We start from the raw sequence: 22,172 nt of genomic DNA, 5'->3' as shown, positions 1-22,172 counted from the left end.
AGCGGAGGTGCATTCTAACGAGATAATTGAGAGTGTCAAACACTTTTTTCAATTTATTTTCTCAGAAGCTTTTCACCTCTCCGACTCTGCTGAAGCCTTATCGCGTCTGCCGTGTCGGTGGATGCGCATTATAGGGAACTCTGATCCGTTCGCAACCCTTTTTTGAAAAAAAATGGAAAAAACTGACTGTTCGATGACTATTTCATCAAAAAAGCAAAAAAGAGGGTAAAAAACCCTCTTTTTCTGCCTCAAAAGCCGTATTTAAATGAATGCGTACGCGTCTGCGAACATACGTTCACTCTTCGCTTTCTTGTTCTGAGTGAACTGTTCACGTGCTGCGCCAGCCATTTCGAAACGACCTGCAATATAGATATCGTAGTTTTCTAAGCTTTCGAAATCTTCGCTCACCGCTTGTAGCACGTTACCAACTTTACCTTGCCAGTCTGCTGGCGCTTCTTCTACTACTGGCACAAAGTGAACATTAGCAAACTTGTCGGCAATCTCGACCAGCTCTTCTTTAGCGTACAGCTGGCAGTTATCGCGCGCCCCCCAGTATAGGTAAATAGGGTTGGTTTTGTTCTGTGCAACACAGTGATCTAGAATTGAGCGCACGTAACTAAAGCCTGTACCACCAGCAATCAATAATAGTGGGCGTTCGCTTTCTTCTTGAACCCAAGCATCACCATGTGGAGCATCAATCTCGATATGACCATCTGTTTCTAATGCCGCTTGCATTGCTTCAACGACTTCTAGCGCATAAGCGTTGTGTTCCGCCGCACCGATATGCAGTTCAAGTTCACCTTCATGACGACATGGACTGCTCGCAATCGAGAAAGGACGTTTGTCTTTTTCACCCATCACAACCATGAGGTACTGACCTGCTTTAAAAGGTACAGGTGATTCTGGGTGAAGAAGGATTTGATAAGTATTACAAGCTAACGGCTGAATAGACTTTACTTTACATTGGATGGTCATGGTGTTCCTCTCGCTTACTCGTCAAAAGTAAGCACTAAATTACTTTCTGTATAGGCTTGGCAAGGGAATATCCAACCTTGCTGTTGCTCTTTTTCGGTTAGCATAGGTTCGAGGTGATAGCTCACCTCGCCCGTTAGCTTTTTACACATGCACATGGCGCAAGCGCCAACTTGGCAACGATGTGGGAAGCGAATATTGTTGTTGAGCGCAGCTTCCAACACCGTCTCCCCTTCTTTTACTTGGAACGTAACGTCCATTGGTAGAAGGTGGACTTGATGACTCATAGAATACCTAACTGGTCCCAAATCTCATCGACTTTAGCCACAAGTTTAGGATCTTTTTTGATAGGCGTACCCCACTCGCGCATGACTTCGGATTCGAACTTGTTGGTCGCATCCAATCCTAATTTGGATGAACTAGCAGTCTTACTATGCACTTGAATAGTATCTCTATCTGGATCCATTCGGGTTGTTACAGCCCAAATGATGTCATTCCAATCTCGTGCATTAACGTCATCGTCGCACAAGATAATGAATTTGTTATCCGTGTGCTGAGCAAAGAAGTCCCACAGGTATTCCATCAAGGCTTGCGATTGACCAGCTTGGTCTTTCTTCATGGTCACAACAGCGAACTGGTTATTTGCTGTTGCAGGTAGATAGATATCGACAATCTCAGGGCGTTGCTGTTTCAACTCGTTCAGCTCTGTTTCGGTAATCGCTATGCTGTCTCGCTCAGTGACCTCGGTTCGCGTCGCTAGCTCGGCATCCCATTTAATGGTTGCATCTAGCCCCATCTTGGATCCAAGACCAACCACTGGCGAAGCAAAATCTAGAGAGTCGATTGGCGTGTTATCTATCATCAAGGTATCACGCACAGGATCCATATGCTCTGACATGGCTTTCACGACATCATTCCAATCTCGTGCGTTTACCGATTCATCGCACACAATAACAAACTTGGTATACATGAATTGGCGTAAGAAAGACCACACGCCCATCATTACGCGCTTGGCATGTCCTGGGTACTGCTTCTTCATGGTGACGACTGCCATTCGGTACGAACAACCTTCTGGCGGCAGATAGAAATCTTCAATCTCTGGGAATTGCTTTTGCAGAATCGGCACAAACACTTCGTTTAATGCCACACCCAATACAGCTGGTTCATCTGGCGGACGACCAGTGTAGGTGCTGTGATAAATAGGATCTTTACGCATAGTAATGTGCGTAATGGTGAATACGTGGTGCTTTTCTTTTTCGTTATAGTAGCCAGTGTGGTCACCGTAAGGACCTTCATCAGCAAACTCGTTTGGGTCGATATAGCCTTCCATCACGATTTCCGCGCTCGCTGGCACTTCCAAATCATTACTGACTGACTTCACGACTTCAGTTTTGCTTCCACGCAACAAACCTGCAAATGCGTATTCCGATAGCGTATCTGGCACTGGTGTTACCGCGCCAAGAATGGTAGCTGGGTCTGCACCAAACGCGACCGAAACTGGGAAAGGTTTACCTGGATTGGTTTCCATCCAATCGCGCAGGTCGAGCGCACCACCTCGGTGAGCTAACCAACGCATGATGATTTTGTTCTTGGCAATTTTCTGCTGACGATAAATGCCTAGGTTCTGACGTTTTTTGTTTGGACCTTTGGTTACGGTTAAGCCCCAAGTAAGCAGCGGCGCAACATCTTCTGCCCAACAGCTCATTACCGGAATCTTATCCAAGTCAACTTCATCACCTTGCCAAACAATGTCTTGGCATGGTGCTTTACGTAAACGCTTAGCCGGCATGTTCAATACTTGTTTGAACACAGGCAGTTTTTCCAACGCGTCTTTGAAGCCTTTTGGTGGCTCAGGTTCTTTTAAATAAGCCAGTAGCTTACCGACTTCTCTTAATTCTTTAACGTCTTCGCGTCCCATACCGATTGCGACGCGCTCTGGCGTACCAAATAGGTTCGTCAAAACAGGCACGTCGTAGCCGATTGGGTTCTCAAACAACAATGCAGGACCACCAGCACGCAAGGTGCGGTCACTAATTTCTGTCATTTCGTAAGCGGGATCGACGGGGTGAGTGATGCGTTTAAGTCGACCTTTCTGTTCTAGGTGGTCGATAAATTCGCGTAAATCCTTAAAACTCATAGGCCTTCATGCTGGCTGATTAAACTGTCCGCAGTATAACAAATAGGAGGACGCTAAGATCCTCCTATTTTGTGTGGGTATGTGAGCTAGGTTACTTCAATGATAACAATGCGAAGAAACGGTCTTTTAAAGTGTCATCACTTCAAGAATTCCTGAATCTGTCGCGCTTTTACTTGGCGATTACTTGAAACAAGCTCTTCTAACCACGATTGATGCCCCTGTTTTGCTAGCTCTCTCGCAACTAGAGTCGCTTCTTCTGAGAGCGCCATCTTAGCAACGAGGAACTGTTTTACGTCTTGAGAGAGTGGATTGGATCTCGTGAGCAGTTCAATAGCATAAGGTTTTAAGGTCGGATTGACCGTAGAATTCATCAATTGTTGTAATGAGAACTCATCACTAACCTCAGCAAGCCTTTCTAGCTCAGTTTGGCTGTTGTAATCCGCACGCATTCGCCAAAGCAGATCATACATTGCCTCATTTTGGCTAACTTGCGCCAAACGCACCACAACGGCAGTGGATGGTAACCAGCTCGTTACGTTTGCATGGGTCAATTGTTTGGTTAGCGCCTCAAGTGCATCGGGAGATAGGCTATCTAACTCACGTATAAGTAGCGCTTCTCTGGTTTGTACATGTTGCGAAGTGCCTGTTAACCAATCTTTTAGGTTAAGTTCTTGGCGCTCTGCTGCTAGTACAAACTCCAACGTGCTTTGGTCTTGTTTCCAACGTTTAATCAGACGACTCGCAATAGAGGGAAAGTTAAACGCAGGCACAGTGAATTCGTAACCATCACCACGCTCTAAAACTTGGTAAGTTGGGGTGATACTAATTTGGGATTCGACAAAAATCGCCATTCTCGGCGTAAGGATGATTTCTTGTTGCTCTAGTTTTTCGAGCAACAGAAAACGAACGACTTCTTGTTGAGGAAAAGCCAGTCGGTCGAGAGCAAATTTGAGAGAGTCGACCTCGTCTCTGACTGCATAATCGAGCAATTCAGATACTTTGGTCTGTATATGGGTATCCTGAAGCCACTGCTCTACCACGGTCTCCTGCATTTCCTTAGCAGATAAAGTCACGGGTAGCGTGATAAGTGACAAGCTCAGGAGTAATGACGACAACATTCCTTGTTGCATGTTAACCTCCCGATAACATTTTCTTCATTCTGATACTTCTATCGGGAGAAAGCAATAAAAAAGCCACCGATATACGATGGCTTTTCGCAGAATTACTTATCTGAGACTATTGGCGACGCATTGCATCAAAGAATTCGTCGTTAGTCTTCGTCATCGCTAGCTTGTCGATTAGGAATTCCATTGCATCGATTTCACCCATTGGGTGAACAATCTTACGTAGAATCCACATCTTCTGAAGCTCTTCATTCTTAGTTAGAAGCTCTTCACGACGTGTGCCACTGCGGTTGAAGTCAATCGCTGGGAATACACGCTTCTCTGCGATCTTACGGTTCAAGTGGATTTCCATGTTACCTGTACCCTTGAACTCTTCGTAGATAACTTCATCCATCTTCGAACCAGTATCAACTAGAGCAGTAGCAAGGATAGTTAGGCTGCCACCTTCTTCTACGTTACGCGCTGCACCGAAGAAACGCTTAGGACGGTGTAGTGCGTTTGCATCCACACCACCAGTTAGTACTTTACCTGATGAAGGGACTACGGTGTTGTATGCACGAGCTAGACGAGTAATAGAGTCAAGCAGGATAACCACGTCTTTCTTGTGTTCAACAAGACGTTTTGCTTTCTCGATTACCATTTCCGCTACTTGTACGTGGCGAGAAGCTGGCTCATCGAACGTTGACGCTACTACTTCACCTTTAACTAGACGCTGCATCTCTGTCACTTCTTCAGGACGTTCGTCGATTAGAAGTACCATCAACTCACACTCAGGGTGGTTGTATGCGATGCTTTGAGCGATGTTTTGCAGAAGCATTGTCTTACCCGCTTTAGGCGGAGCAACAATCAGACCACGTTGACCTTTACCAATTGGCGATGCCAAGTCTAAAACACGTGCTGTGATGTCTTCTGTAGAACCGTTACCGCGCTCCATAACCATACGCTCATTAGCGTGTAGAGGCGTTAAGTTCTCGAATAGGATCTTGTTACGAGCGTTGTCTGGTTTGTCGTCGTTTACTGTGTTGACTTTTAGCAGGGCAAAGTAACGCTCACCGTCTTTTGGTGGACGAATCTTACCAGCAATTGAGTCACCAGTACGTAGGTTGAAACGACGAATCTGACTTGGTGAAACGTAGATGTCGTCTGGACCAGCAAGGTATGAGCTGTCCGCACTACGTAGGAAACCAAAGCCGTCTTGCAGAATCTCCAGAACCCCATCGCCAAAGATGTCTTCGCCGCCTTTCGCGTGCGCTTTAAGAATTGCGAAGATGATGTCTTGTTTTCTTAGACGAGCTAGGTTCTCAAGACCCAGGCTTTCGCCAAGCTTTACAAGGTCAGACACAGGTCTGTTCTTCAGTTCAGTAAGATTCATGGTGGTGGATGCTTGTTTAGTCAAAATAAGATCTGTTTTCTAGTTAAGATGGATTTGGTCTCAGGATCGACCAAGAAGAGAAATTTGTTCAATTAACGCGCGATAAGTTAGCACTAATTAATATTCTAGTCCAGAGTTAGAAAAACAAAACCGCGCATTGTCATATTGCACGGTTTTGTTTGTAATCACTTAGTGATTATAGGTTTGCGTCTAGGAACTCTTTTAGTTGAGTCTTAGACAAAGCACCAACTTTCGTTGCCGCTACGTTACCGTCTTTAAATAACAGTAGCGTTGGAATGCCGCGAATACCAAACTTAGGTGGTGTACCTGCGTTATGGTCAATGTTTAGTTTACCGATAGTGAGTTTGCCTTCGTACTCGTCAGCGATTTCGTCCAGGATAGGAGCGATCATTTTACAAGGACCACACCATTCTGCCCAAAAATCAACTAGAACCGGGCCTGCAGCATTGATTACATCGTTTTCAAAACCGTCATCAGTAAGCTGCAAAATCTTATCACTCATCTTCCACTCCAATGTGTTTTTCGAAACTGGTTGGATGATAACCAGTAAATAGATGCCCTATTGGAATGTATTTACTTTCTTATTGCAAGCTTTAGCTGATATTCTATCGCTATGAAAAAGACGCATATCACAGAGCAAAAGTTCGCCGATTTGGGTTTAAAGCCCCAAGTTATTGAAGGATTGGACAAAAAAGGGTTCGAATATTGTACCCCTATCCAAGCCTTGGCGTTGCCGGTACTGCTCACCGGCCAAGACATTGCAGGCCAGGCCCAAACGGGTACTGGTAAAACCCTCGCGTTTCTTACTGCTACCTTCAACCACCTTCTAACGACACCAGAGCACGAAGGTCGCAAGCCAACTCAGCCGCGCGCGATCATTATGGCGCCAACGCGTGAGCTAGCGATTCAGATCTTTAACGATGCTGAACCTTTGATTGCTAGCACGGGTCTTAAAGCCGCTTTAGCGTACGGTGGCGAAAGCTACGACAAGCAACTGGCAAAACTGCAAGACGGCGTAGACATTCTTATCGGCACTACAGGCCGTATCATCGACTTCTACAAGCAACGCGTATTCAACCTAAACAACATTCAAGCGGTTGTTCTGGATGAAGCGGACCGTATGTTTGATCTTGGCTTTATTAAAGACATTCGTTTCTTGTTCCGTCGTATGCCTGAGCCAAAAGAGCGTTTGAACATGCTATTCTCAGCAACATTGTCTTATCGCGTACAAGAATTAGCTTTCGAACACATGCACAATCCTGAGCATGTTGTGGTTGAGCCAGAGCAAAAAACGGGTCACCGCATCCAAGAAGAGCTTTTCTACCCTTCTAATGAAGACAAGATGGCACTGCTTCAAACTCTTATTGAAGAAGAATGGCCAGACCGCGCGATCGTTTTTGCTAATACGAAGCATAAGTGTGAGTCGATTTGGGGTCACCTAGCAGCAGATGGTCACCGTGTGGGTCTACTGACTGGCGATGTACCACAGAAGAAGCGTGAAAAGATTCTTGAGCAATTCACTCGCGGTGAAGTTGACCTACTAGTCGCAACCGATGTTGCTGCTCGTGGTCTTCATATTCCTCAAGTAACACACGTATTCAACTTCGACCTACCGGATGACTGTGAAGATTACGTTCACCGTATCGGTCGTACTGGTCGTGCTGGCGCAAGTGGTCACTCTATTAGCTTTGCTTGTGAAGATTACGCAATCAACTTGCCACCAATCGAAGAATACATTGAGCACGCAATCCCAGTTTCTGATTACGATGCCTCGGCTCTAATCCAAGACTTGCCTGCACCACTTCGTATGCGCGCGCCTCGTACTCAACAACGTCGCACCAATACAGGTGGCACTCGCTCTGGTAACCGCAAGCCGCAAGGACGTCGTCCTCGTCAGCCGCGTCAATCAGCGCCAAAACAATCATAAAAGGAAACTGAAGTCGTTTATGAGTCAAGCAGGATCATCACCGCTATACGCCGCCATCGACCTCGGGTCGAACAGTTTTCACATGCTCGTTGTGCGTCACATCGATGGCAGCGTTCAAACTATGGCTAAAATTAAGCGCAAAGTTCGTCTAGCCACGGGCTTAGATGAACATAACTCTCTTAGTATGGAAGCTATGCAGCGAGGATGGGACTGCTTAAGTCTATTTGCAGAACGCTTGCAGGATATTCCTAAACAGAACATCCGTATTGTGGGTACCGCGACATTGCGTACTGCGACCAATGTGGATGTTTTTCTAGAGAAGGCGAACCAAATTTTAGGTCAGCCTATCGAAGTGATTACCGGCGAAGAGGAAGCCGCCACTATATATAAAGGTGTTGCTCACACCTCAGGTGGCAGCGGTCGTCGCCTTGTGGTCGATATCGGCGGTGCGAGTACCGAACTGATTATCGGCGAAGGTTTCGAAGCCAAAGCTCTGACCAGTCTAAAAATGGGCTGTGTCACTTGGTTAGAGAACTTCTTTAAAGACCGCCAATTAAATGCACGTAACTTCGAAGCCGCAATTGAAGGCGCGAAGCAAACTCTGATGCCAATCTTAGAACAGTACACCGACCTAGGTTGGGATGTGTGTGTTGGGGCATCGGGTACCGTTCAAGCACTACAAGAGATAATGCTAGCGCAAGGTATGGACGAAGTAATTACTCACTCCAAACTTAAGCGTCTACAAAAGCAGGCGATGCTTGCTGATCACTTGGAAGAGCTTGATATTGAAGGTCTGACCCTAGAGCGAGCTTTGGTGTTCCCAAGTGGCTTATCTATTTTGATTGCGATCTTTGAGCTACTAGAAATCGATGCCATGACACTGGCTGGCGGCGCACTACGTGAAGGCTTGGTGTACGAGATGGTTGACGAACTTCGTCAAAACGACATCCGTGCACGCACCGTTTGTAGCGTACAAAACCGTTACCAGCTAGATTGCCAATACGGCGAACAAGTTGCAAAACTTGCGGGCAAACTGCTTGAGCAAGTTGGCGGTGAAGCTTGGGTTGCAGAACCTCAGGGTAAAGTCCTGCTGGAAACAACAGCCAAGCTGCACGAAATCGGTCTAACTATCGACTTCAAAAAGGGCGGTGAGCACAGCGCTTACCTGCTACAGCATCTGGATTTGCCTGGTTACACCCGTGCGCAGAAGTTCTTTATCGGTGAAATTGCTCGCCGTTACCGTGAACAACTGACGTCACTGCCTGAGCAACATGCCCTTTCAGGCACGAGTGGTAAACGCGTACTGCGCCTATTGCGTCTTGCGGTTTTACTCAGCCACCGTCGTAATCCAGCTCTAGAGCCATGTGTGACTCTCACTGCGGAAGGCGACAAACTGACGCTCAACATTGATGCGAAGTGGTTAGAGGCAAACCCATTGACTGCGGCTGAATTGGAAATTGAATCCAACCGTCAAACAGACATTGGTTGGCCGTTAAGTATTGTGACTTGTTAAATCTCACGATGACTTATTACTTGGTTAAAGGTCCCTATTGGGACCTTTTTTATTACTCCATTTTTACCTTTGTACAGCTTAGGGAGCTTTTGGACACCCATGATCTAATTACTCCCCACGCTGTACAAAACGCTCTAAACCCAAGTAAACAGGCACAAAAAAGCCGCTTGATTTGAGCAAGCGGCTTTCGGGGTTCCCACTGATATTAAGACTGAACGCTTGTCGTCACCTTAAAATCAGGGTTCACCGCAGTCAGCTTCTTAATGAGGTAATTCAGTAATACGCCGTACATAGGAACGAACAGACCAAGACTGATAATCAGTTTGAAGCCGTAATCCACCAGCGCGATTTCCGTCCAATGCTCCGCCATAAATGGATCTGGGCTTTGGTAGAACGCAATGGCGAAGAAAGCGATGGTATCAAGTGCATTACCGAAAAGCGTTGAACACGTTGGTGCCACCCACCATTGCTTCATTTGACGTAGGCGGTTGAACACGTGCACATCCATGATCTGACCAAGTAGGTACGCCATGAAGCTAGCAATCGCGATACGAGCAACGAATAAGTTAAATTCCCCTAGGTGACCAAAACCTTGGAATTGACCTTCGAAGAACACCACCGATAAGAAGTAAGACACTGCCAAAGCAGGCAACATCACTAAGAAGATGATCTTACGTGCCAACTGAGCACCGAAAATACGCACGGTTAAATCAGTCGCTAAGAAGATAAATGGGAAAGTGAATGCACCCCAAGTGGTATGGAAACCGAAAATAGTAAACGGTAGCTGAACTAGGTAATTGCTAGATGCAATAATGACTAGGTGGAATAGAACCAGATAGATAAGGGCGTTGCGCTGCTGCGCAGGGGTAAAGTTACTCATGCGATACCTTTTTAGTTTGGTTTGGGGGTGAGGGAACCCAAATCGAGTCACTGAATAAAGTGGCTCTTACCAACAATGTAAAATGAAAAATAAACTGGCTTGGCTCATTATGAGCGAAGCGGTGGGCGATTATACATTAACCACTTTTCGCCGCAAGTCGTCTGTTTTACGCAAACGTTTGAGCATAAAAAAGGGTGTTTCATGTGAAACACCCTTTCTAGAAAAATTCTATTTTTAGAAGCCGCGTTGGAACAATCCTGCGAGATAATCCAACTCTTCCCTGCTCTCTTCAATCGCTAACGCTTCAAACCAAATCGCTTCACTGTAATGCTCTGCTTTCATAAACAGTCGGCAACCTTCAAAGTCGATCAACCAAGAGTGAATGTCCGCATCCCACTGCTTTTCCACCACAGTAGCGGAAAGCAGTCCGACTAAACGCTCACCTAAAGCAGGAAAGCTATCAAGGTCAAAGCTCGGCGCGGTAATGATTAAGCGCCCTTCTTGTGCCATGTAGTCCGCTAAACCAAATTCCTTTTGCATCGTGGTTCCTTATCCGTGGTGAGTAATGTGTTCTTGAATCAAATCGAGGAATGGATCGGCGTACTTCTCCAGTTTGCGCTGACCAACACCGCTAACTGCCAGCATTTCGCCGTAAGACGTTGGCAGAATTTCCGCCATATCAATCAGAGTCGCGTCACTGAAGACCACGTATGGTGGCAAGCCATCTTCATCAGCAATCGACTTACGCAGCTTACGTAACTTGGCAAACAGCTTCTTATCGTAATTCTTGCTGGTCAGTTTATCTGACTTCGCCGCACGTGCTGCGGTGTCTAAACGCGGAACTGCTAACTCCAGAGTCACATCGCCACGCAACAGAGGACGCGCCTCTTCGGTAAGTTGCAGCGTTGAATTGCGTGTGATGTTTTGGAACAACAACCCTTTGTGGATCAATTGACGGAAGATACTCACCCAGTAATCGTGGCTGTGATCGCGCCCTATCGCGTAGGTAGAAATCTTATCGTGCCCGTTTTCACGTACACGAATGTTTTGCATGCCACGTAGCACTTCTACCACGTAGCCCATACCAAAGCTCTGATTCACTCGGTACACACAAGATAACGCCTTACGCGCTTCTTCCGTGGCATCAAAGTGTTTCGGTGGATCTAAGCAAATATCGCAGTTGCCACATGGCTTCTCACGATACTCACCAAAGTAATTCAGTAGCACCTGACGACGACAGGTTTGCGCCTCAGCAAAGGCACTCATCGCATTCAGTTTGTGGGTTTCCACCTGCTTCTGCGGACCGTCGTCTTTTTCATCCAACATACGACGCAGCCAACTGATGTCCGCCGGGTCATACAACATCATCGCTTCCGCAGGTAAACCATCACGCCCTGCACGACCGGTTTCCTGATAGTAGGACTCGATATTGCGTGGGATATCAAAGTGAACCACAAAGCGCACGTTTGGTTTGTTGATGCCCATACCGAATGCTACGGTCGCCACTACGATTTGGATGTCATCGCGTTGGAAAGCTTCTTGAACGTAAGCGCGCTCATCAGCATCCATACCGGCGTGATAACCAGCAGCACGAATGTGGTTGTTGCACAGCTTCTCAGTCACCATCTCAACTTTCTTACGGCTACCACAATAAATGATGCCGCAATTCCCTTTTTGGGTTTCAAGATAACGAACGATTTGCGAAACCGGCTTATGCTTCTCAACTAAGTTGTAGCGAATGTTGGGGCGGTCGAAGCTGCCTAGGTAAACCTCTGGATTATTGAGTTGCAGACGCTCAAGAATATCTCGGCGCGTAGCGTCATCCGCCGTCGCCGTCAGCGCCATAAATGGCACATGAGAAAACTGCTGCTTAAGTTGACCAAGCGCGGCGTATTCTGGACGGAAATCGTGTCCCCACTGGGAAATACAGTGCGCTTCATCAACGGCAATCATCGATAGCGGCAAGTTTTCCAAGCGCTCAATGAAATCACGCATCAATACGCGTTCTGGCGAGACGTACACCAACTTAAGATGACCAGTGTGCATGCGGTTATACACGCTAAGCAGCTCTTCACGAGGCATGGTCGAGTTAATGCATTCAGCCGCTACACCGTTGGCTTTAAGCTGGTCCACTTGGTCCTTCATTAGCGAGATAAGCGGAGAAATCACCAAAGTAATGCCAGAGCGAACCAAAGCAGGAATTTGATAGCACAGCGACTTACCGCCACCAGTAGGCAGGATAACTAAGCTGTCGCGACCTTCTACCGCGGCATCAATCACCAACTGCTGACCATCACGGAACTCTTGGTAACCAAACACATCCTCCAACACACGTTGAGGCGTTACAGGCGAGTCTGATTGTTCGGCTAACAAGGTAGAGGTCATGAAAAATCTCAGATTGGGTCTTAAAAAGAGGTGCTTATGCATGCCACTAGCACGCAAAGTGAGGGCACATTGTAATGGGGTTTCATGGTGAATAAAACCGCAAATTGTTAGGTGATTCAGCTCACGACTCGTATACTGATTTTCTGCTCTATAAAAACTCAATTAGGTGACATCCCATGACACCAGAAGAACAACAACGCTCACGGCAAGGCGTTTTGCTTGCTATTGGCGCGTATACCATGTGGGGCATCGCACCCATTTACTTCAAATCGATTGCTGAAGTCTCGCCACTTGAGATCTTAAGCCACCGAGTGATTTGGTCTTTCTTTTTGCTAGCCGCACTCCTCCATTTTGGTCGCCATTGGCGCTCGGTTCGCGACATCATTAAAAACAAAACCAAGATGATGTTTCTGGTTTCTACTGCCATTTTGGTCGGTGCAAACTGGTTGATCTTCATTTGGGCGGTGAACTCGAATCACATGCTCGATGCCAGCTTAGGTTATTACATTAACCCACTGATCAACGTCTTACTCGGGATGGTCTTCCTTGGTGAGCGCCTACGTAAACTTCAGTGGTTCGCAGTTGTCCTTGCTGCTTGTGGCGTATTAGTTCAGCTGATCGTCTTTGGCTCGGTGCCTGTGGTCGCGATAGCGCTGGCAATGAGCTTCGGCTTTTATGGTTTGCTGCGTAAGAAAGTCAGTGTGGAAGCACAAACCGGACTATTCATTGAAACTTTGGTGATGTTACCTGCTGCTGCAATTTACTTGCTGTTTATTGCGAGTTCACCAACGTCCAACATGCTAGATAACCCAATGCAGCTTAATACCTTGTTGATTGCTGCAGGCGTGATCACTACCCTGCCGCTACTGTGTTTTACTGGCGCAGCAACCCGTCTAAAGCTATCGACGTTGGGCTTCTTCCAATACATTGGTCCAAGTCTGATGTTCTTGCTCGCGGTGCTGATCTACGGCGAACCGTTCACTAGCGATAAAGCTATCACCTTCGCCTTTATTTGGGGCGCCTTGGTGGTATTTAGCTTTGATGGTCTGCGTAATAACCGCAAGTCACGCAAAGCGGCTCGTGCTGCCTGATCGTTTTTTACAAGACATTTAAGAAATTGATGGATAAGCTTGGTCATAATGTGACCAAGCTTTTTTTATTTAATGGAACATATTCAGTACTACGCAACCGACCATGACAACTTGAGTCTGATAGAGGCGAAATACCAGAAATTTGCTTTTCAAAGGCATTACCATCTGGATTTTCATCTCGGTCTGATCACGCATGGCGCGCAGAAGTTCCAATACCAAGGTAACAGCCACCAAGTTGGTCACGGGCAAATTGTGATTATGCCGCCAGATGAGCTGCACGACGGGCAATCTAAGCTCGAAAGTGGCTATGAAGTAAATGTATTTGCGATCGAACCTCACCTATTGAGCGATCTGGCTGATCTTAAGCAAAACGGTCAAATAATACACTTCAACGAGCTGATCATCTCGGATCCACAGATATTTTCACAACTTAGTAACTTACATGGGCTACTTCGTCGTGAAAACCTCAGCCAACTCACCAAAGATTGCCTTCCTTTTGAAGGATTTAACCAGCTTTTTGATCGCTACGGATCGCTTGAGCGACAAAAAGTGGTGCCATTAGGAAATCAATCACTTGGAACGTTAAAAGATTATCTAATGGCGAACCTCGACCAAGCGGTGCGTTTGGATTCACTTTCAGAGCTGTGCCAACTGAGCCCCACTCAGTTCCAGCGCCACTTTAAAGCGCAAACCGGCATGACGCCTTACGCATGGTTCGCACGCCTACGACTCGAACAAGGCATGAAGTTACTGCAAGCTGGTCAATGTGGTACCGACGTCGCCCATCAAATCGGTTTCTACGATCAAGCGCATTTCAGCAAAGCGTTTAAGCAAACCTACGGCGTTTCCCCTTCTCAAGTGACTCGTTAATTTCATTTACCGAGAAAGCTGTCAGTTTTTTACAAGCGCCACAGGTGACTTGCCACGACAATAGCCGCATTGGTTATATTTGAGATGTGTTATGAATGAATCCACCATATTGCTGACGCTCGCCAGCATTCACTTTATTGCCCTAATGAGTCCAGGTCCCGATTTTGCTCTGGTTGTACAAAACGCGACGCGTCATGGTCGTCAAACTGGCTTGTACATTGCGCTGGGATTGTCTGTCGGTATTTTGCTGCACTCTTTGTTCAGCCTGACAGGCGTGAGTTATATCGTCCACCAGCACCCAGTGTTGTACTCGGTGGTGCAACTGCTCGGTGGTAGTTACCTGCTCTACTTAGGTGTTGGTGCATTGCGCGCCGTGATCTCAATGATCAAAAACCCGCTGGCGGATCAACCTAAGAAGCAAAACAACCTAGTGATCAGCAATAAGCGTCAGGCATTTGCTAAAGGATTTGCAACTAACATCCTTAACCCGAAAGCCTTGGTGTTCTTTATCAGTTTGATGTCGAGCTTAGTCCCTGCAGGTATGTCGATCACTGGCAAAGGTATTGCTTTGGTCATCTTGTTTGGCTTGTCGCTATTCTGGTTCTCTAGCCTTGCATGGATGCTGTCGACACAGCGCTTACAACGTAAATTGCAACAAGCAGGCATCTACATCGACGGTCTGTGTGGCGTGGTATTTACCCTAGTGGGCGGCAGTATTTTGTACCAAACCATCAGCACTTTTATCGGATAAAGTACTGATTTAAAAGCGTAGCACAATCGACATTTCTAAGATTGCTGACTCGACGTGACTCTTCATGACTGCCAAGCTGAAAGCACAAAACTGGCAACATGGAGAGTCATCATGCATTGGACGTTCAACCGACTCGTGACCACGGGTCTTTTTCTTACTTCCCCACTCGTTTTATCGACCTCAGCCTTTGCTAACCAAGCAGCAGATGCCGTTGCGCCGGAGTACAGCACTGGCTTCGAGCAAAAGCAATTGGTCAAAGCCAAAGATTATATGGTCACAGCAGCCAACCCACTTGCCACCCAAGCTGGGGCAGATGTTCTCGCTCAAGGCGGTAATGCTATTGATGCCATGGTTGCCGTACAACTGATGCTGGGCTTGGTAGAACCGCAATCTTCAGGCATTGGTGGTGGTGCCTTCTTGGTGTATTGGGACAGTGAGAAACAAAAACTGACCACGTATGATGGACGCGAAACCGCACCGCTTGCCGCGACACCGAAACTCTTCCTAGATGACAAAGGACAACCACTGCAATTTTACGATGCGGTTGTCGGTGGGCGATCCGTTGCCACTCCTGGCACAGTGAAACTACTTTGGGACACGCACCAGAAATACGGCAAGTTGGAATGGAAAAAGATCATCCAACCTGTGATTACCTTGGCTGAACAAGGTTTCGAAGTCAGTCCTCGCCTCGCGAGCCTGATTGAGAAAGATGCCAAGCGCCTATCACGCTTCCCTGCGACTAAGGCTTACTTCTTTAATCCAGATGGCTCACCAAAAGCCGAAGGCACGTTGTTGAAAAACCCTGAATACGCGCAAACTCTGACGGCAATTGCAGAGCAAGGGGCAAAAGCTTTCTATCAAGGCGATATCGCCACAGACATCATCAAGATAGTACAGAATGCACCGGGCAATCCTGGCGTATTGGCACAACCTGACTTTGATGCGTTCCAAATCAAACAACGTGAACCGGTTTGTGCGGCTTACCAAAGCTATGACATCTGCGGTATGGGACCACCAAGCTCTGGCGCATTGACGGTTGGACAGATTCTCGCGATCACCGAGCAATACGATCTTAAAGGTTGGGGAGCCGAAAGCGCGAAATCGTGGCAAGTGATCGCCGACGCATCTCGCCTTGCGTTTGCGGATCGCGGTAAGTACATGGCTGACCAAGATTATGTGCCAATGCCAACCGAAGGCTTGCTTGATAAAGATTATCTCAAACAACGTGCTGAGCTTATTCAAGTCGGTAAAGCCTTGAGTAAGGTTGAAGCCGGCAACCCTCCTTGGTCGCACGCGATGAACTTAAGCATGGATCAATCGATCGAGCTGCCTTCCACCAGCCATTTCAATATCGTCGATAAGCAAGGCAATGTGGTTTCAATGACAACAACCATTGAAAACGCCTTTGGCTCACGCTTGATGGTACGAGGCTTCTTGCTTAATAACGAACTGACCGACTTCTCCTTCCGCACTCATCAAGATGGTGTGCCAATCGCGAACCGCTTAGAACCGGGCAAACGCCCACGTTCATCCATGGCACCAACCATTATGATGAAGGATGACAAACCTTACATGGCAATTGGCTCACCGGGTGGCAGCCGCATCATTGGTTACGTCGCACAAGCCATTATCGCCCACACGCAGTGGGATATGGACATCCAAAGCGCGATTAATCAGCCACGATTACTGAACCGTTTTGGTACCTTAGATATTGAGCAAGGTACCGCTGCAGAAGGCTTACAGCCTGAGTTGGAAAAGATGGGTTTTAAAACTGATGTTCGTGATTTGAACTCTGGACTGCATGCGATACGTATAACAAAAGACGGTCTTGAGGGCGCAGCCGATCCAAGGCGTGAAGGCGCCGCTATCGGGCAGTAAGAGTCTTTCGCTCGACCCCTTGTGCGAGATCTCTCACAAAGGGTTGAGCAAACCTCTCTTTTTTAATGGTAAAACCGTACAACAAATAGCATAAGTCATTGAATTTAATGTTTATGTATCTTTTTTGAACGCTAAGAGAGTGAAAAAATGTGAGATTAGCCCGTTGTTGGAAATCGTTAAACACGTAATATTAAACCTGTCGGAAGGATGCTGACACGGAACAGGAAACACCACGGACTTGGTGAACTTCAGGAAGAAGAAACGGTTATTCAGGATGAATAGTCGGGCATGGATTGCAAAATTGGACATTGAACGGAATCAATAGTGACTAGGATGGTTGCTACTAAGGACGGGAAATGGACACCTCTGGACGAGGCAAGGATTTGAACATCAGGATGATGTCAGGGACACCGCTCAGGGAACAAGTGATGAGAGCTAACGAGGATGGTTAGCAGACCAGGATAAGGTCATTAAGGACACCGCTAGGAAGGCGACGTAAGGATTAAGCTGACGGATTCAGCACACTATCATGGATTAGATGCATGGAGCACTCTTAGTAGCCGGATTGCTGCGAGTAAGACTATAACCCCGATGGGCGCAAGCCCTCGGGGTTTTTCTTTGCCTAAAATTTTTCTCAACAGCTCTGCTGAAAACAGACATTCACCAACAACACCAAACTTTCCCTTCAAACAGCATCGTTAAATCGCGCTTTCGCACTCCATTTATCATTCCATTTTTTACTGCATTAGCGACACAAAAACAGCACAAACAAAAAGAGCCGCCGAAGCAGCTCTTAAGTTGATTAGTTTTGGGGAAGCCTTACAGTTTCTCTAGTCGAGCGTAAGCAGTCACCAACCATTTGATGCCCTCACCGTTAAAGGCAATCTGTACGCGGCTTTGTGGACCACTGCCTTCGAAGTTGATGATGGTGCCTTCACCAAACTTAGGATGCATCACACGAGAACCTAGCGTAAAGCCAGTTTCATTGAAGCTCTCTTTCACCGCCGTTTGGCTAAATCGACCACTGCTTGCAGGACGGCTAACTTGCGCCTTCATGCGTACTTCGTCTAAACAAGTTTCTGGCAGTTCACGGATAAAGCGAGACGGTTTATGGTACTTATCCTGACCGTACAAACGACGCATTTCAGCATAAGTGATGTACAGTTTCTGCATCGCACGGGTCATGCCTACATAACACAGACGACGTTCTTCTTCCAAACGCCCTGCTTCTTCTGCCGACATTTGGCTTGGGAACATGCCTTCTTCCACACCGACCATAAATACCAATGGGAACTCTAGACCTTTCGCACTGTGCAATGTCATGAGCTGAACCGCGTCTTCAAACTCATCTGCTTGTCCTTCGCCCGCTTCTAATGCTGCGTGAGTTAGGAATGCCGTCAGCAGTGACATGTCTTCGGCTTCTTCTGGTTTCTCGAATTGGCGAGTTGCGGTCACCAATTCCTCCAAGTTCTCAATACGCGCCTTAGACTTTTCACCCTTCTCCTGCTCGTACATCGCGAACAAGCCCGAGTATTTGATCACATGGTCAGTTTGGTGATGCAGCGGCATCTCGATGGTGTCGTCTTCTAGTGCTGTGACAAGCTCGATAAAACGGCTCAGAGCACCAGCAGCACGACCAGCAAGCACCTTCTCATCCAACATCGCCACACTCGCTTCCCACATGGTGCAACCACGGTCACGAGCCGCAAAACGGATGGTTTCAAGCGTCTTATCACCCAAACCACGTGTTGGCGTATTCACTACACGTTCAAACGCCGCATCATCATTACGGTTGGCAATCAAACGCATGTAGCTCAAGGCATCTTTGATTTCCTGACGTTCGAAGAATCGCATACCGCCGTAGATACGGTAAGGCAGACCAGCTTGGATTAATGCTTCTTCCAGAACACGCGACTGGGCGTTGTTACGGTAAAGCATTGCAGCGTCATTCAGAGCACCACCCTTGTCTTGCCACTCTTTGATTTTGTTTACCGCAAAACGGGCTTCATCTAGTTCGTTGTAAGCGCTGTAAATCGAGATAGGCTCACCGACAACGCCATCTGTCCAAAGCTCTTTACCCATACGCTCGGTATTATTCGCGATCAGAGCGTTGGACGCTTCCAGAATGGTCTTGGTTGAACGGTAGTTTTGCTCAAGACGAATGGTATTCACGCTTGGGAATTCCAGCGTAAACTTCTCAATGTTCTCGACTTTTGCACCACGCCAGCCGTAAATCGACTGATCGTCATCACCTACGATCATCACGTGACACTCAGGACCCGCCATCATACGTAGCCAAGCATATTGAATGTTGTTGGTATCTTGGAACTCGTCCACCAAGATATGCTTAAAGCGTGCTTGGTAGTGTTCACGGACGAACTTGTTATCACGCAGTAGCTCATGTGCGCGCAGCAAGATTTCCGCAAAATCGACTAAACCAGCACGATCACACGCTTCTTGGTAAGCGGTGTACAGCTGCAGATATGTCTTGGTCACTGGATCATGGTACGCATCAATGTGCGACGGGCGCAGACCTTCGTCTTTCTTGCCGTTAATCCACCATGCAACTTGGCGCGCTGGCCATTGCTTCTCATCGAGGTTTTGCGCTTTGATCAAACGCTTTAGTAGACGCTGTTGGTCGTCACTGTCGATGATTTGGAAATCTTCCGGTAGCTTGGCATCAAGATAGTGCGCGCGAAGAATGCGGTGACAAATGCCGTGGAAAGTACCATTCCACATACCGCCTGCACTGCCCATCATTAGCTCTTCGATACGTCCACGCATCTCTGCCGCCGCCTTATTGGTAAAGGTTACCGACATGATTGAGAACGGAGATGATTGCTCGACCGACATCAACCAAGCGATACGGTGAACAAGAACGCGTGTCTTACCACTCCCTGCACCAGCAAGGACGAGCAAGTTTTCTAAAGGTGCTGCAACGGCTTCACGTTGTTTGTCGTTCAAACCGTCGAGTAATAGAGATGGATCCATCATGATGAGAGCTACTGGTTATTTATACATAAAAATAGATTATAACCTAAACAACCTCTTCAGATTAGACAAAAATTCATAAAAAATTCGTCGTTTTTTTACTCTACACATCAATAAGTTATATAAATTCCATTCTTTAAAACCATTTGTTTCGAAAATTTTTCTGAAAGTTTTTTGGCCAGTTTCCTATCTTTTAAGTTAAGCAAGTTGATAACAAAAACGCCAAAACAGGCGATTCATCTTGCCAACTTAAAGTAAAGGAAATCATTCAGAGGAATTTATTATGAAAAAGTCGAATCTAGCTGTTACTGCTGCTGTTACTGGTCTTCTAGCTCTTGGTGGCACAATGCTAACTGCAGCTCCAGCTGTCGCTGCTGATAAAGAAAAGTGCTACGGCGTTTCTAAAGCAGGTAAAAACGACTGTGCAACGAAAAGCAGCTCATGTGCTGGTACTTCTAAAGAAGATAACCAAAAAGACGCATTCGTAGTCGTACCAAAAGGTCTATGTGACAAACTCGTTGGCGGTAGCACTTCTTCTTCATAATCTTTTATCGCTAGCTACTGCAAGGATGCGTTGACGCTCAACCAGCGCATCCTTCTCTTCCCGCACGATTTGAAAAGGAGTTTCACGTGAAACACCACACCTTCCACGACCTAGTTGGAGTTGGATTAAGAACCCCTCACCTCGATTACTTTAGCCAAAACAAACCCGAGTTATCTTGGTTAGAAATCCACAGTGAAAACTATTTTCAACCCAACGCTGCTGAGCGCAATCAATTACAAGCATTGCGCGAGCAGTATCAAATTAGCTGCCATGGCATTGGTCTGTCACTAGGTTCGGTGGAACGTGTGAATCAAAAGCACCTTGCTCAACTTAAAGCGCTGATTGACTCAATCGACCCGATTCTTGTTTCTGACCATTTGAGTTGGAGTGAAAACGGCGGTCACTACTTTAATGACCTGCTTCCACTTCCGTATACGGAAGAAGCGCTCAAAGTGTTCACTCGTAACGTGAATGAAGTGCAGGATTATTTGCAACGCGAGATCTTGATAGAGAACCCATCTAGTTATGTGAAGTTTCAACATTCGACCATCAGCGAATGGGAGTTTCTTACCGAAGTGCAAAAGCGCACTGACTGTCGTTTATTGCTCGATTTAAACAATGTTTATGTCTCGGCGTTCAACCACGGTTTTGATTGCGACACATACCTAGATGCAATTCCAGCCGACAAAGTGGATGAGATTCACTTGGCAGGTTTTACCATCAAACAACTCGACAAAGGTGAGATATGGATCGATACCCATAGCCGCCCAGTTAGTGATGAAGTTTGGCAGTTGTTCGCACAGTGGACCAAAAAACACGGTCCACGTCATGCGTTGATTGAATGGGATTTGGATATCCCCGCGCCAGAAGTCTTGCTCGGAGAAGCGCAGAAAGCATCCCGACTGCTGTTGCAAGGCACACTTCCAAGTGAACAAAGCGAACCAAGGAAGGCATCATGAATCTAGCCACCTTACAAAGCCAGTTTGCTAAAGCCCTACACTATCAAGCACTCGGTGAAGATTGCGATATTGCCAGTGATGAGTTTACCGCTGATGAACGCATGCAGATTTACCGCAATAACTTTATCGTCAGCTTAAGCGAAGTGTTATCCGCTACCTACCCAATGGTTGAAGCGCTACTTGGTGAAGAATGCTTTGAACAGATGGCTCGCCAACATGTTCTCACTTATCCATTAGAGGAAGGAAATGTGGTGCATTATGGCGAAGGTTTTCAAGACACCATCATGCAGTTTAGTCAGGTGATCGCACAAGCCCCTTACAGCCCTGAAGTCGCACGCTTCGAGTGGCATATCGACCTCGCTTGTCAAGCGCAGTATGAACAATCCAGTGCTGCACAATTAAAACCGCTTGTGTTACTTGGCGAAGTGAGTGAAGAGCAACAACCCGCTTTGGTTTTGCACCTCAAACAAGGCTGCCGCAGCTTTGACTCCAGTTATGCAGTATTTGATTTGTTCAGCGCGATTCAAACTGGGCAATTCGAACAACTTAATATCAACCAATTACAGCAAGGTGTCATCTCGATTCAAGCCAATGGAGAAGCCTTGTGTCACGCACTCGATGCCGATGTGTTCCAACTGCTGCAATGTTTAGAGCAGAAACAGAGTTTGAGCGAAATACCTGAAGTTTTACTCGCTCATCTCAATAGCATCATGGCACTCGATCTCGTTGACGGCTTTACATTGAAATCAATCTAAGG

19 protein-coding genes are annotated in these 22,172 nt (G+C 46.8%); 9 read left to right on the top strand and 10 right to left on the bottom strand.

Annotated elements, in window-relative coordinates:
* Positions 1-261: 261 nt before the first annotated feature.
* The 6 genes from fre to trxA all read right to left on the bottom strand — a co-directional run bounded on the left by fre (position 262) and on the right by trxA (position 6,128).
* Positions 262-975: an NAD(P)H-flavin reductase gene (gene fre / locus QMY49_RS15015; protein WP_009696790.1), complete on the bottom strand. Its 714-nt coding sequence runs from the start codon at positions 973-975 to the stop codon at positions 262-264.
* Positions 976-989: 14 nt separating this feature from the next.
* On the bottom strand, positions 990-1,259 hold the full coding sequence (locus QMY49_RS15010; RefSeq protein ID WP_009696789.1) for a 2Fe-2S iron-sulfur cluster-binding protein: 270 nt from the start codon (positions 1,257-1,259) through the stop codon (positions 990-992).
* Positions 1,256-3,109 (bottom strand): 4-hydroxy-3-polyprenylbenzoate decarboxylase, encoded by a 1,854-nt coding sequence (gene ubiD, locus QMY49_RS15005; RefSeq protein WP_009696788.1) that lies wholly within the window; start codon positions 3,107-3,109, stop codon positions 1,256-1,258. Before ubiD ends, QMY49_RS15010 begins: the two co-directional genes overlap by 4 nt.
* A 137-nt stretch (positions 3,110-3,246) precedes the next feature.
* Entirely contained in the window at positions 3,247-4,239 is a 993-nt protein-coding gene (locus tag QMY49_RS15000; protein WP_005451187.1) for a hypothetical protein, read from the bottom strand.
* Positions 4,240-4,345: 106 nt separating this feature from the next.
* Entirely contained in the window at positions 4,346-5,605 is a 1,260-nt protein-coding gene (gene rho / locus QMY49_RS14995; RefSeq protein ID WP_005440042.1) for a transcription termination factor Rho, read from the bottom strand.
* 196 nt (positions 5,606-5,801) lie between these two features.
* Complete coding sequence (gene trxA / locus QMY49_RS14990; protein WP_004745500.1) at positions 5,802-6,128, bottom strand: thioredoxin TrxA; 327 nt, start codon at positions 6,126-6,128, stop codon at positions 5,802-5,804.
* A 111-nt stretch (positions 6,129-6,239) separates the two neighbouring features.
* Here trxA and rhlB point away from each other — a divergent pair, with 111 nt between their 5' ends.
* Both rhlB and gppA read left to right on the top strand, forming a co-directional pair.
* Positions 6,240-7,553 (top strand): ATP-dependent RNA helicase RhlB, encoded by a 1,314-nt coding sequence (gene rhlB, locus QMY49_RS14985; protein WP_005451190.1) that lies wholly within the window; start codon positions 6,240-6,242, stop codon positions 7,551-7,553.
* A 19-nt stretch (positions 7,554-7,572) separates the two neighbouring features.
* Positions 7,573-9,066 (top strand): guanosine-5'-triphosphate,3'-diphosphate diphosphatase, encoded by a 1,494-nt coding sequence (gppA, locus tag QMY49_RS14980; protein WP_283312203.1) that lies wholly within the window; start codon positions 7,573-7,575, stop codon positions 9,064-9,066.
* Between the two features lie 205 nt (positions 9,067-9,271).
* Here gppA and QMY49_RS14975 read toward each other — a convergent pair whose 3' ends face one another.
* The 3 genes from QMY49_RS14975 to recQ form a co-directional block, all read right to left on the bottom strand.
* Positions 9,272-9,946, bottom strand: coding sequence for a 7-cyano-7-deazaguanine/7-aminomethyl-7-deazaguanine transporter (locus tag QMY49_RS14975; RefSeq protein WP_005378770.1), 675 nt, complete (start codon positions 9,944-9,946; stop codon positions 9,272-9,274).
* 234 nt (positions 9,947-10,180) lie between these two features.
* Positions 10,181-10,486, bottom strand: coding sequence for a DUF3630 family protein (locus QMY49_RS14970; protein ID WP_005378772.1), 306 nt, complete (start codon positions 10,484-10,486; stop codon positions 10,181-10,183).
* A gap of 9 nt (positions 10,487-10,495) precedes the next feature.
* Complete coding sequence (recQ, locus tag QMY49_RS14965; protein WP_005451195.1) at positions 10,496-12,331, bottom strand: ATP-dependent DNA helicase RecQ; 1,836 nt, start codon at positions 12,329-12,331, stop codon at positions 10,496-10,498.
* A 176-nt stretch (positions 12,332-12,507) separates the two neighbouring features.
* Between recQ and rarD the strand changes: the two genes are divergently transcribed.
* The 4 genes from rarD (at position 12,508) to ggt (ending at position 16,921) form a co-directional block, all read left to right on the top strand.
* Positions 12,508-13,422 carry an EamA family transporter RarD gene (rarD, locus tag QMY49_RS14960; protein WP_005440031.1) on the top strand — a complete coding sequence of 305 codons (915 nt, stop codon included), beginning with the start codon at positions 12,508-12,510 and terminating at the stop codon, positions 13,420-13,422.
* Positions 13,423-13,494: 72 nt separating this feature from the next.
* Complete coding sequence (locus QMY49_RS14955; protein ID WP_005451239.1) at positions 13,495-14,292, top strand: AraC family transcriptional regulator; 798 nt, start codon at positions 13,495-13,497, stop codon at positions 14,290-14,292.
* A 91-nt stretch (positions 14,293-14,383) separates the two neighbouring features.
* Positions 14,384-15,043 (top strand): LysE family translocator, encoded by a 660-nt coding sequence (locus QMY49_RS14950; protein WP_283312200.1) that lies wholly within the window; start codon positions 14,384-14,386, stop codon positions 15,041-15,043.
* A 111-nt stretch (positions 15,044-15,154) separates the two neighbouring features.
* Positions 15,155-16,921 (top strand): gamma-glutamyltransferase, encoded by a 1,767-nt coding sequence (ggt, locus tag QMY49_RS14945; protein WP_283312198.1) that lies wholly within the window; start codon positions 15,155-15,157, stop codon positions 16,919-16,921.
* An 819-nt stretch (positions 16,922-17,740) separates the two neighbouring features.
* On the opposite strand, the gene uvrD is transcribed toward ggt, so the two are convergent.
* Positions 17,741-19,915 carry a DNA helicase II gene (gene uvrD, locus QMY49_RS14940; RefSeq protein WP_005440023.1) on the bottom strand — a complete coding sequence of 725 codons (2,175 nt, stop codon included), beginning with the start codon at positions 19,913-19,915 and terminating at the stop codon, positions 17,741-17,743.
* A gap of 280 nt (positions 19,916-20,195) precedes the next feature.
* Between uvrD and QMY49_RS14935 the strand changes: the two genes are divergently transcribed.
* From QMY49_RS14935 to QMY49_RS14925, 3 genes are all read left to right on the top strand, one after another.
* Entirely contained in the window at positions 20,196-20,456 is a 261-nt protein-coding gene (locus tag QMY49_RS14935) for a BufA1 family periplasmic bufferin-type metallophore (protein ID WP_005451246.1), read from the top strand.
* A gap of 86 nt (positions 20,457-20,542) precedes the next feature.
* Positions 20,543-21,415 (top strand): MNIO family bufferin maturase, encoded by an 873-nt coding sequence (gene bufB / locus QMY49_RS14930; RefSeq protein WP_009703117.1) that lies wholly within the window; start codon positions 20,543-20,545, stop codon positions 21,413-21,415.
* Positions 21,412-22,170 carry an HvfC/BufC N-terminal domain-containing protein gene (locus tag QMY49_RS14925; RefSeq protein WP_283312195.1) on the top strand — a complete coding sequence of 253 codons (759 nt, stop codon included), beginning with the start codon at positions 21,412-21,414 and terminating at the stop codon, positions 22,168-22,170. The genes bufB and QMY49_RS14925 overlap by 4 nt, the downstream gene beginning before the upstream one ends.
* Positions 22,171-22,172: the final 2 nt, after the last annotated feature.

Origin of the sequence: Vibrio harveyi (assembly GCF_030060435.1) — a bacterium.
Lineage (GTDB): Bacteria > Pseudomonadota > Gammaproteobacteria > Enterobacterales > Vibrionaceae > Vibrio > Vibrio harveyi.
The sequence above is the reverse complement of the archived record's forward strand: the minus strand, read 5'-3'. Positions and strand labels throughout refer to the sequence as shown.

Excerpts from the sequence above, each read along its gene's own strand:
- fre (WP_009696790.1), bottom strand. The coding sequence starts at position 975 with ATGACCATCCAATGTAAAGTAAAGTCTATTCAGCCGTTAGCTTGTAAT.
- QMY49_RS15010 (WP_009696789.1), bottom strand. The coding sequence starts at position 1,259 with ATGAGTCATCAAGTCCACCTTCTACCAATGGACGTTACGTTCCAAGTA.
- ubiD (WP_009696788.1), bottom strand. The coding sequence starts at position 3,109 with ATGAGTTTTAAGGATTTACGCGAATTTATCGACCACCTAGAACAGAAA.
- QMY49_RS15000 (WP_005451187.1), bottom strand. The coding sequence starts at position 4,239 with ATGCAACAAGGAATGTTGTCGTCATTACTCCTGAGCTTGTCACTTATC.
- rho (WP_005440042.1), bottom strand. The coding sequence starts at position 5,605 with ATGAATCTTACTGAACTGAAGAACAGACCTGTGTCTGACCTTGTAAAG.
- trxA (WP_004745500.1), bottom strand. The coding sequence starts at position 6,128 with ATGAGTGATAAGATTTTGCAGCTTACTGATGACGGTTTTGAAAACGAT.
- rhlB (WP_005451190.1), top strand. The coding sequence starts at position 6,240 with ATGAAAAAGACGCATATCACAGAGCAAAAGTTCGCCGATTTGGGTTTA.
- gppA (WP_283312203.1), top strand. The coding sequence starts at position 7,573 with ATGAGTCAAGCAGGATCATCACCGCTATACGCCGCCATCGACCTCGGG.
- QMY49_RS14975 (WP_005378770.1), bottom strand. The coding sequence starts at position 9,946 with ATGAGTAACTTTACCCCTGCGCAGCAGCGCAACGCCCTTATCTATCTG.
- QMY49_RS14970 (WP_005378772.1), bottom strand. The coding sequence starts at position 10,486 with ATGCAAAAGGAATTTGGTTTAGCGGACTACATGGCACAAGAAGGGCGC.
- recQ (WP_005451195.1), bottom strand. The coding sequence starts at position 12,331 with ATGACCTCTACCTTGTTAGCCGAACAATCAGACTCGCCTGTAACGCCT.
- rarD (WP_005440031.1), top strand. The coding sequence starts at position 12,508 with ATGACACCAGAAGAACAACAACGCTCACGGCAAGGCGTTTTGCTTGCT.
- QMY49_RS14955 (WP_005451239.1), top strand. The coding sequence starts at position 13,495 with ATGGAACATATTCAGTACTACGCAACCGACCATGACAACTTGAGTCTG.
- QMY49_RS14950 (WP_283312200.1), top strand. The coding sequence starts at position 14,384 with ATGAATGAATCCACCATATTGCTGACGCTCGCCAGCATTCACTTTATT.
- ggt (WP_283312198.1), top strand. The coding sequence starts at position 15,155 with ATGCATTGGACGTTCAACCGACTCGTGACCACGGGTCTTTTTCTTACT.
- uvrD (WP_005440023.1), bottom strand. The coding sequence starts at position 19,915 with ATGATGGATCCATCTCTATTACTCGACGGTTTGAACGACAAACAACGT.
- QMY49_RS14935 (WP_005451246.1), top strand. The coding sequence starts at position 20,196 with ATGAAAAAGTCGAATCTAGCTGTTACTGCTGCTGTTACTGGTCTTCTA.
- QMY49_RS14925 (WP_283312195.1), top strand. The coding sequence starts at position 21,412 with ATGAATCTAGCCACCTTACAAAGCCAGTTTGCTAAAGCCCTACACTAT.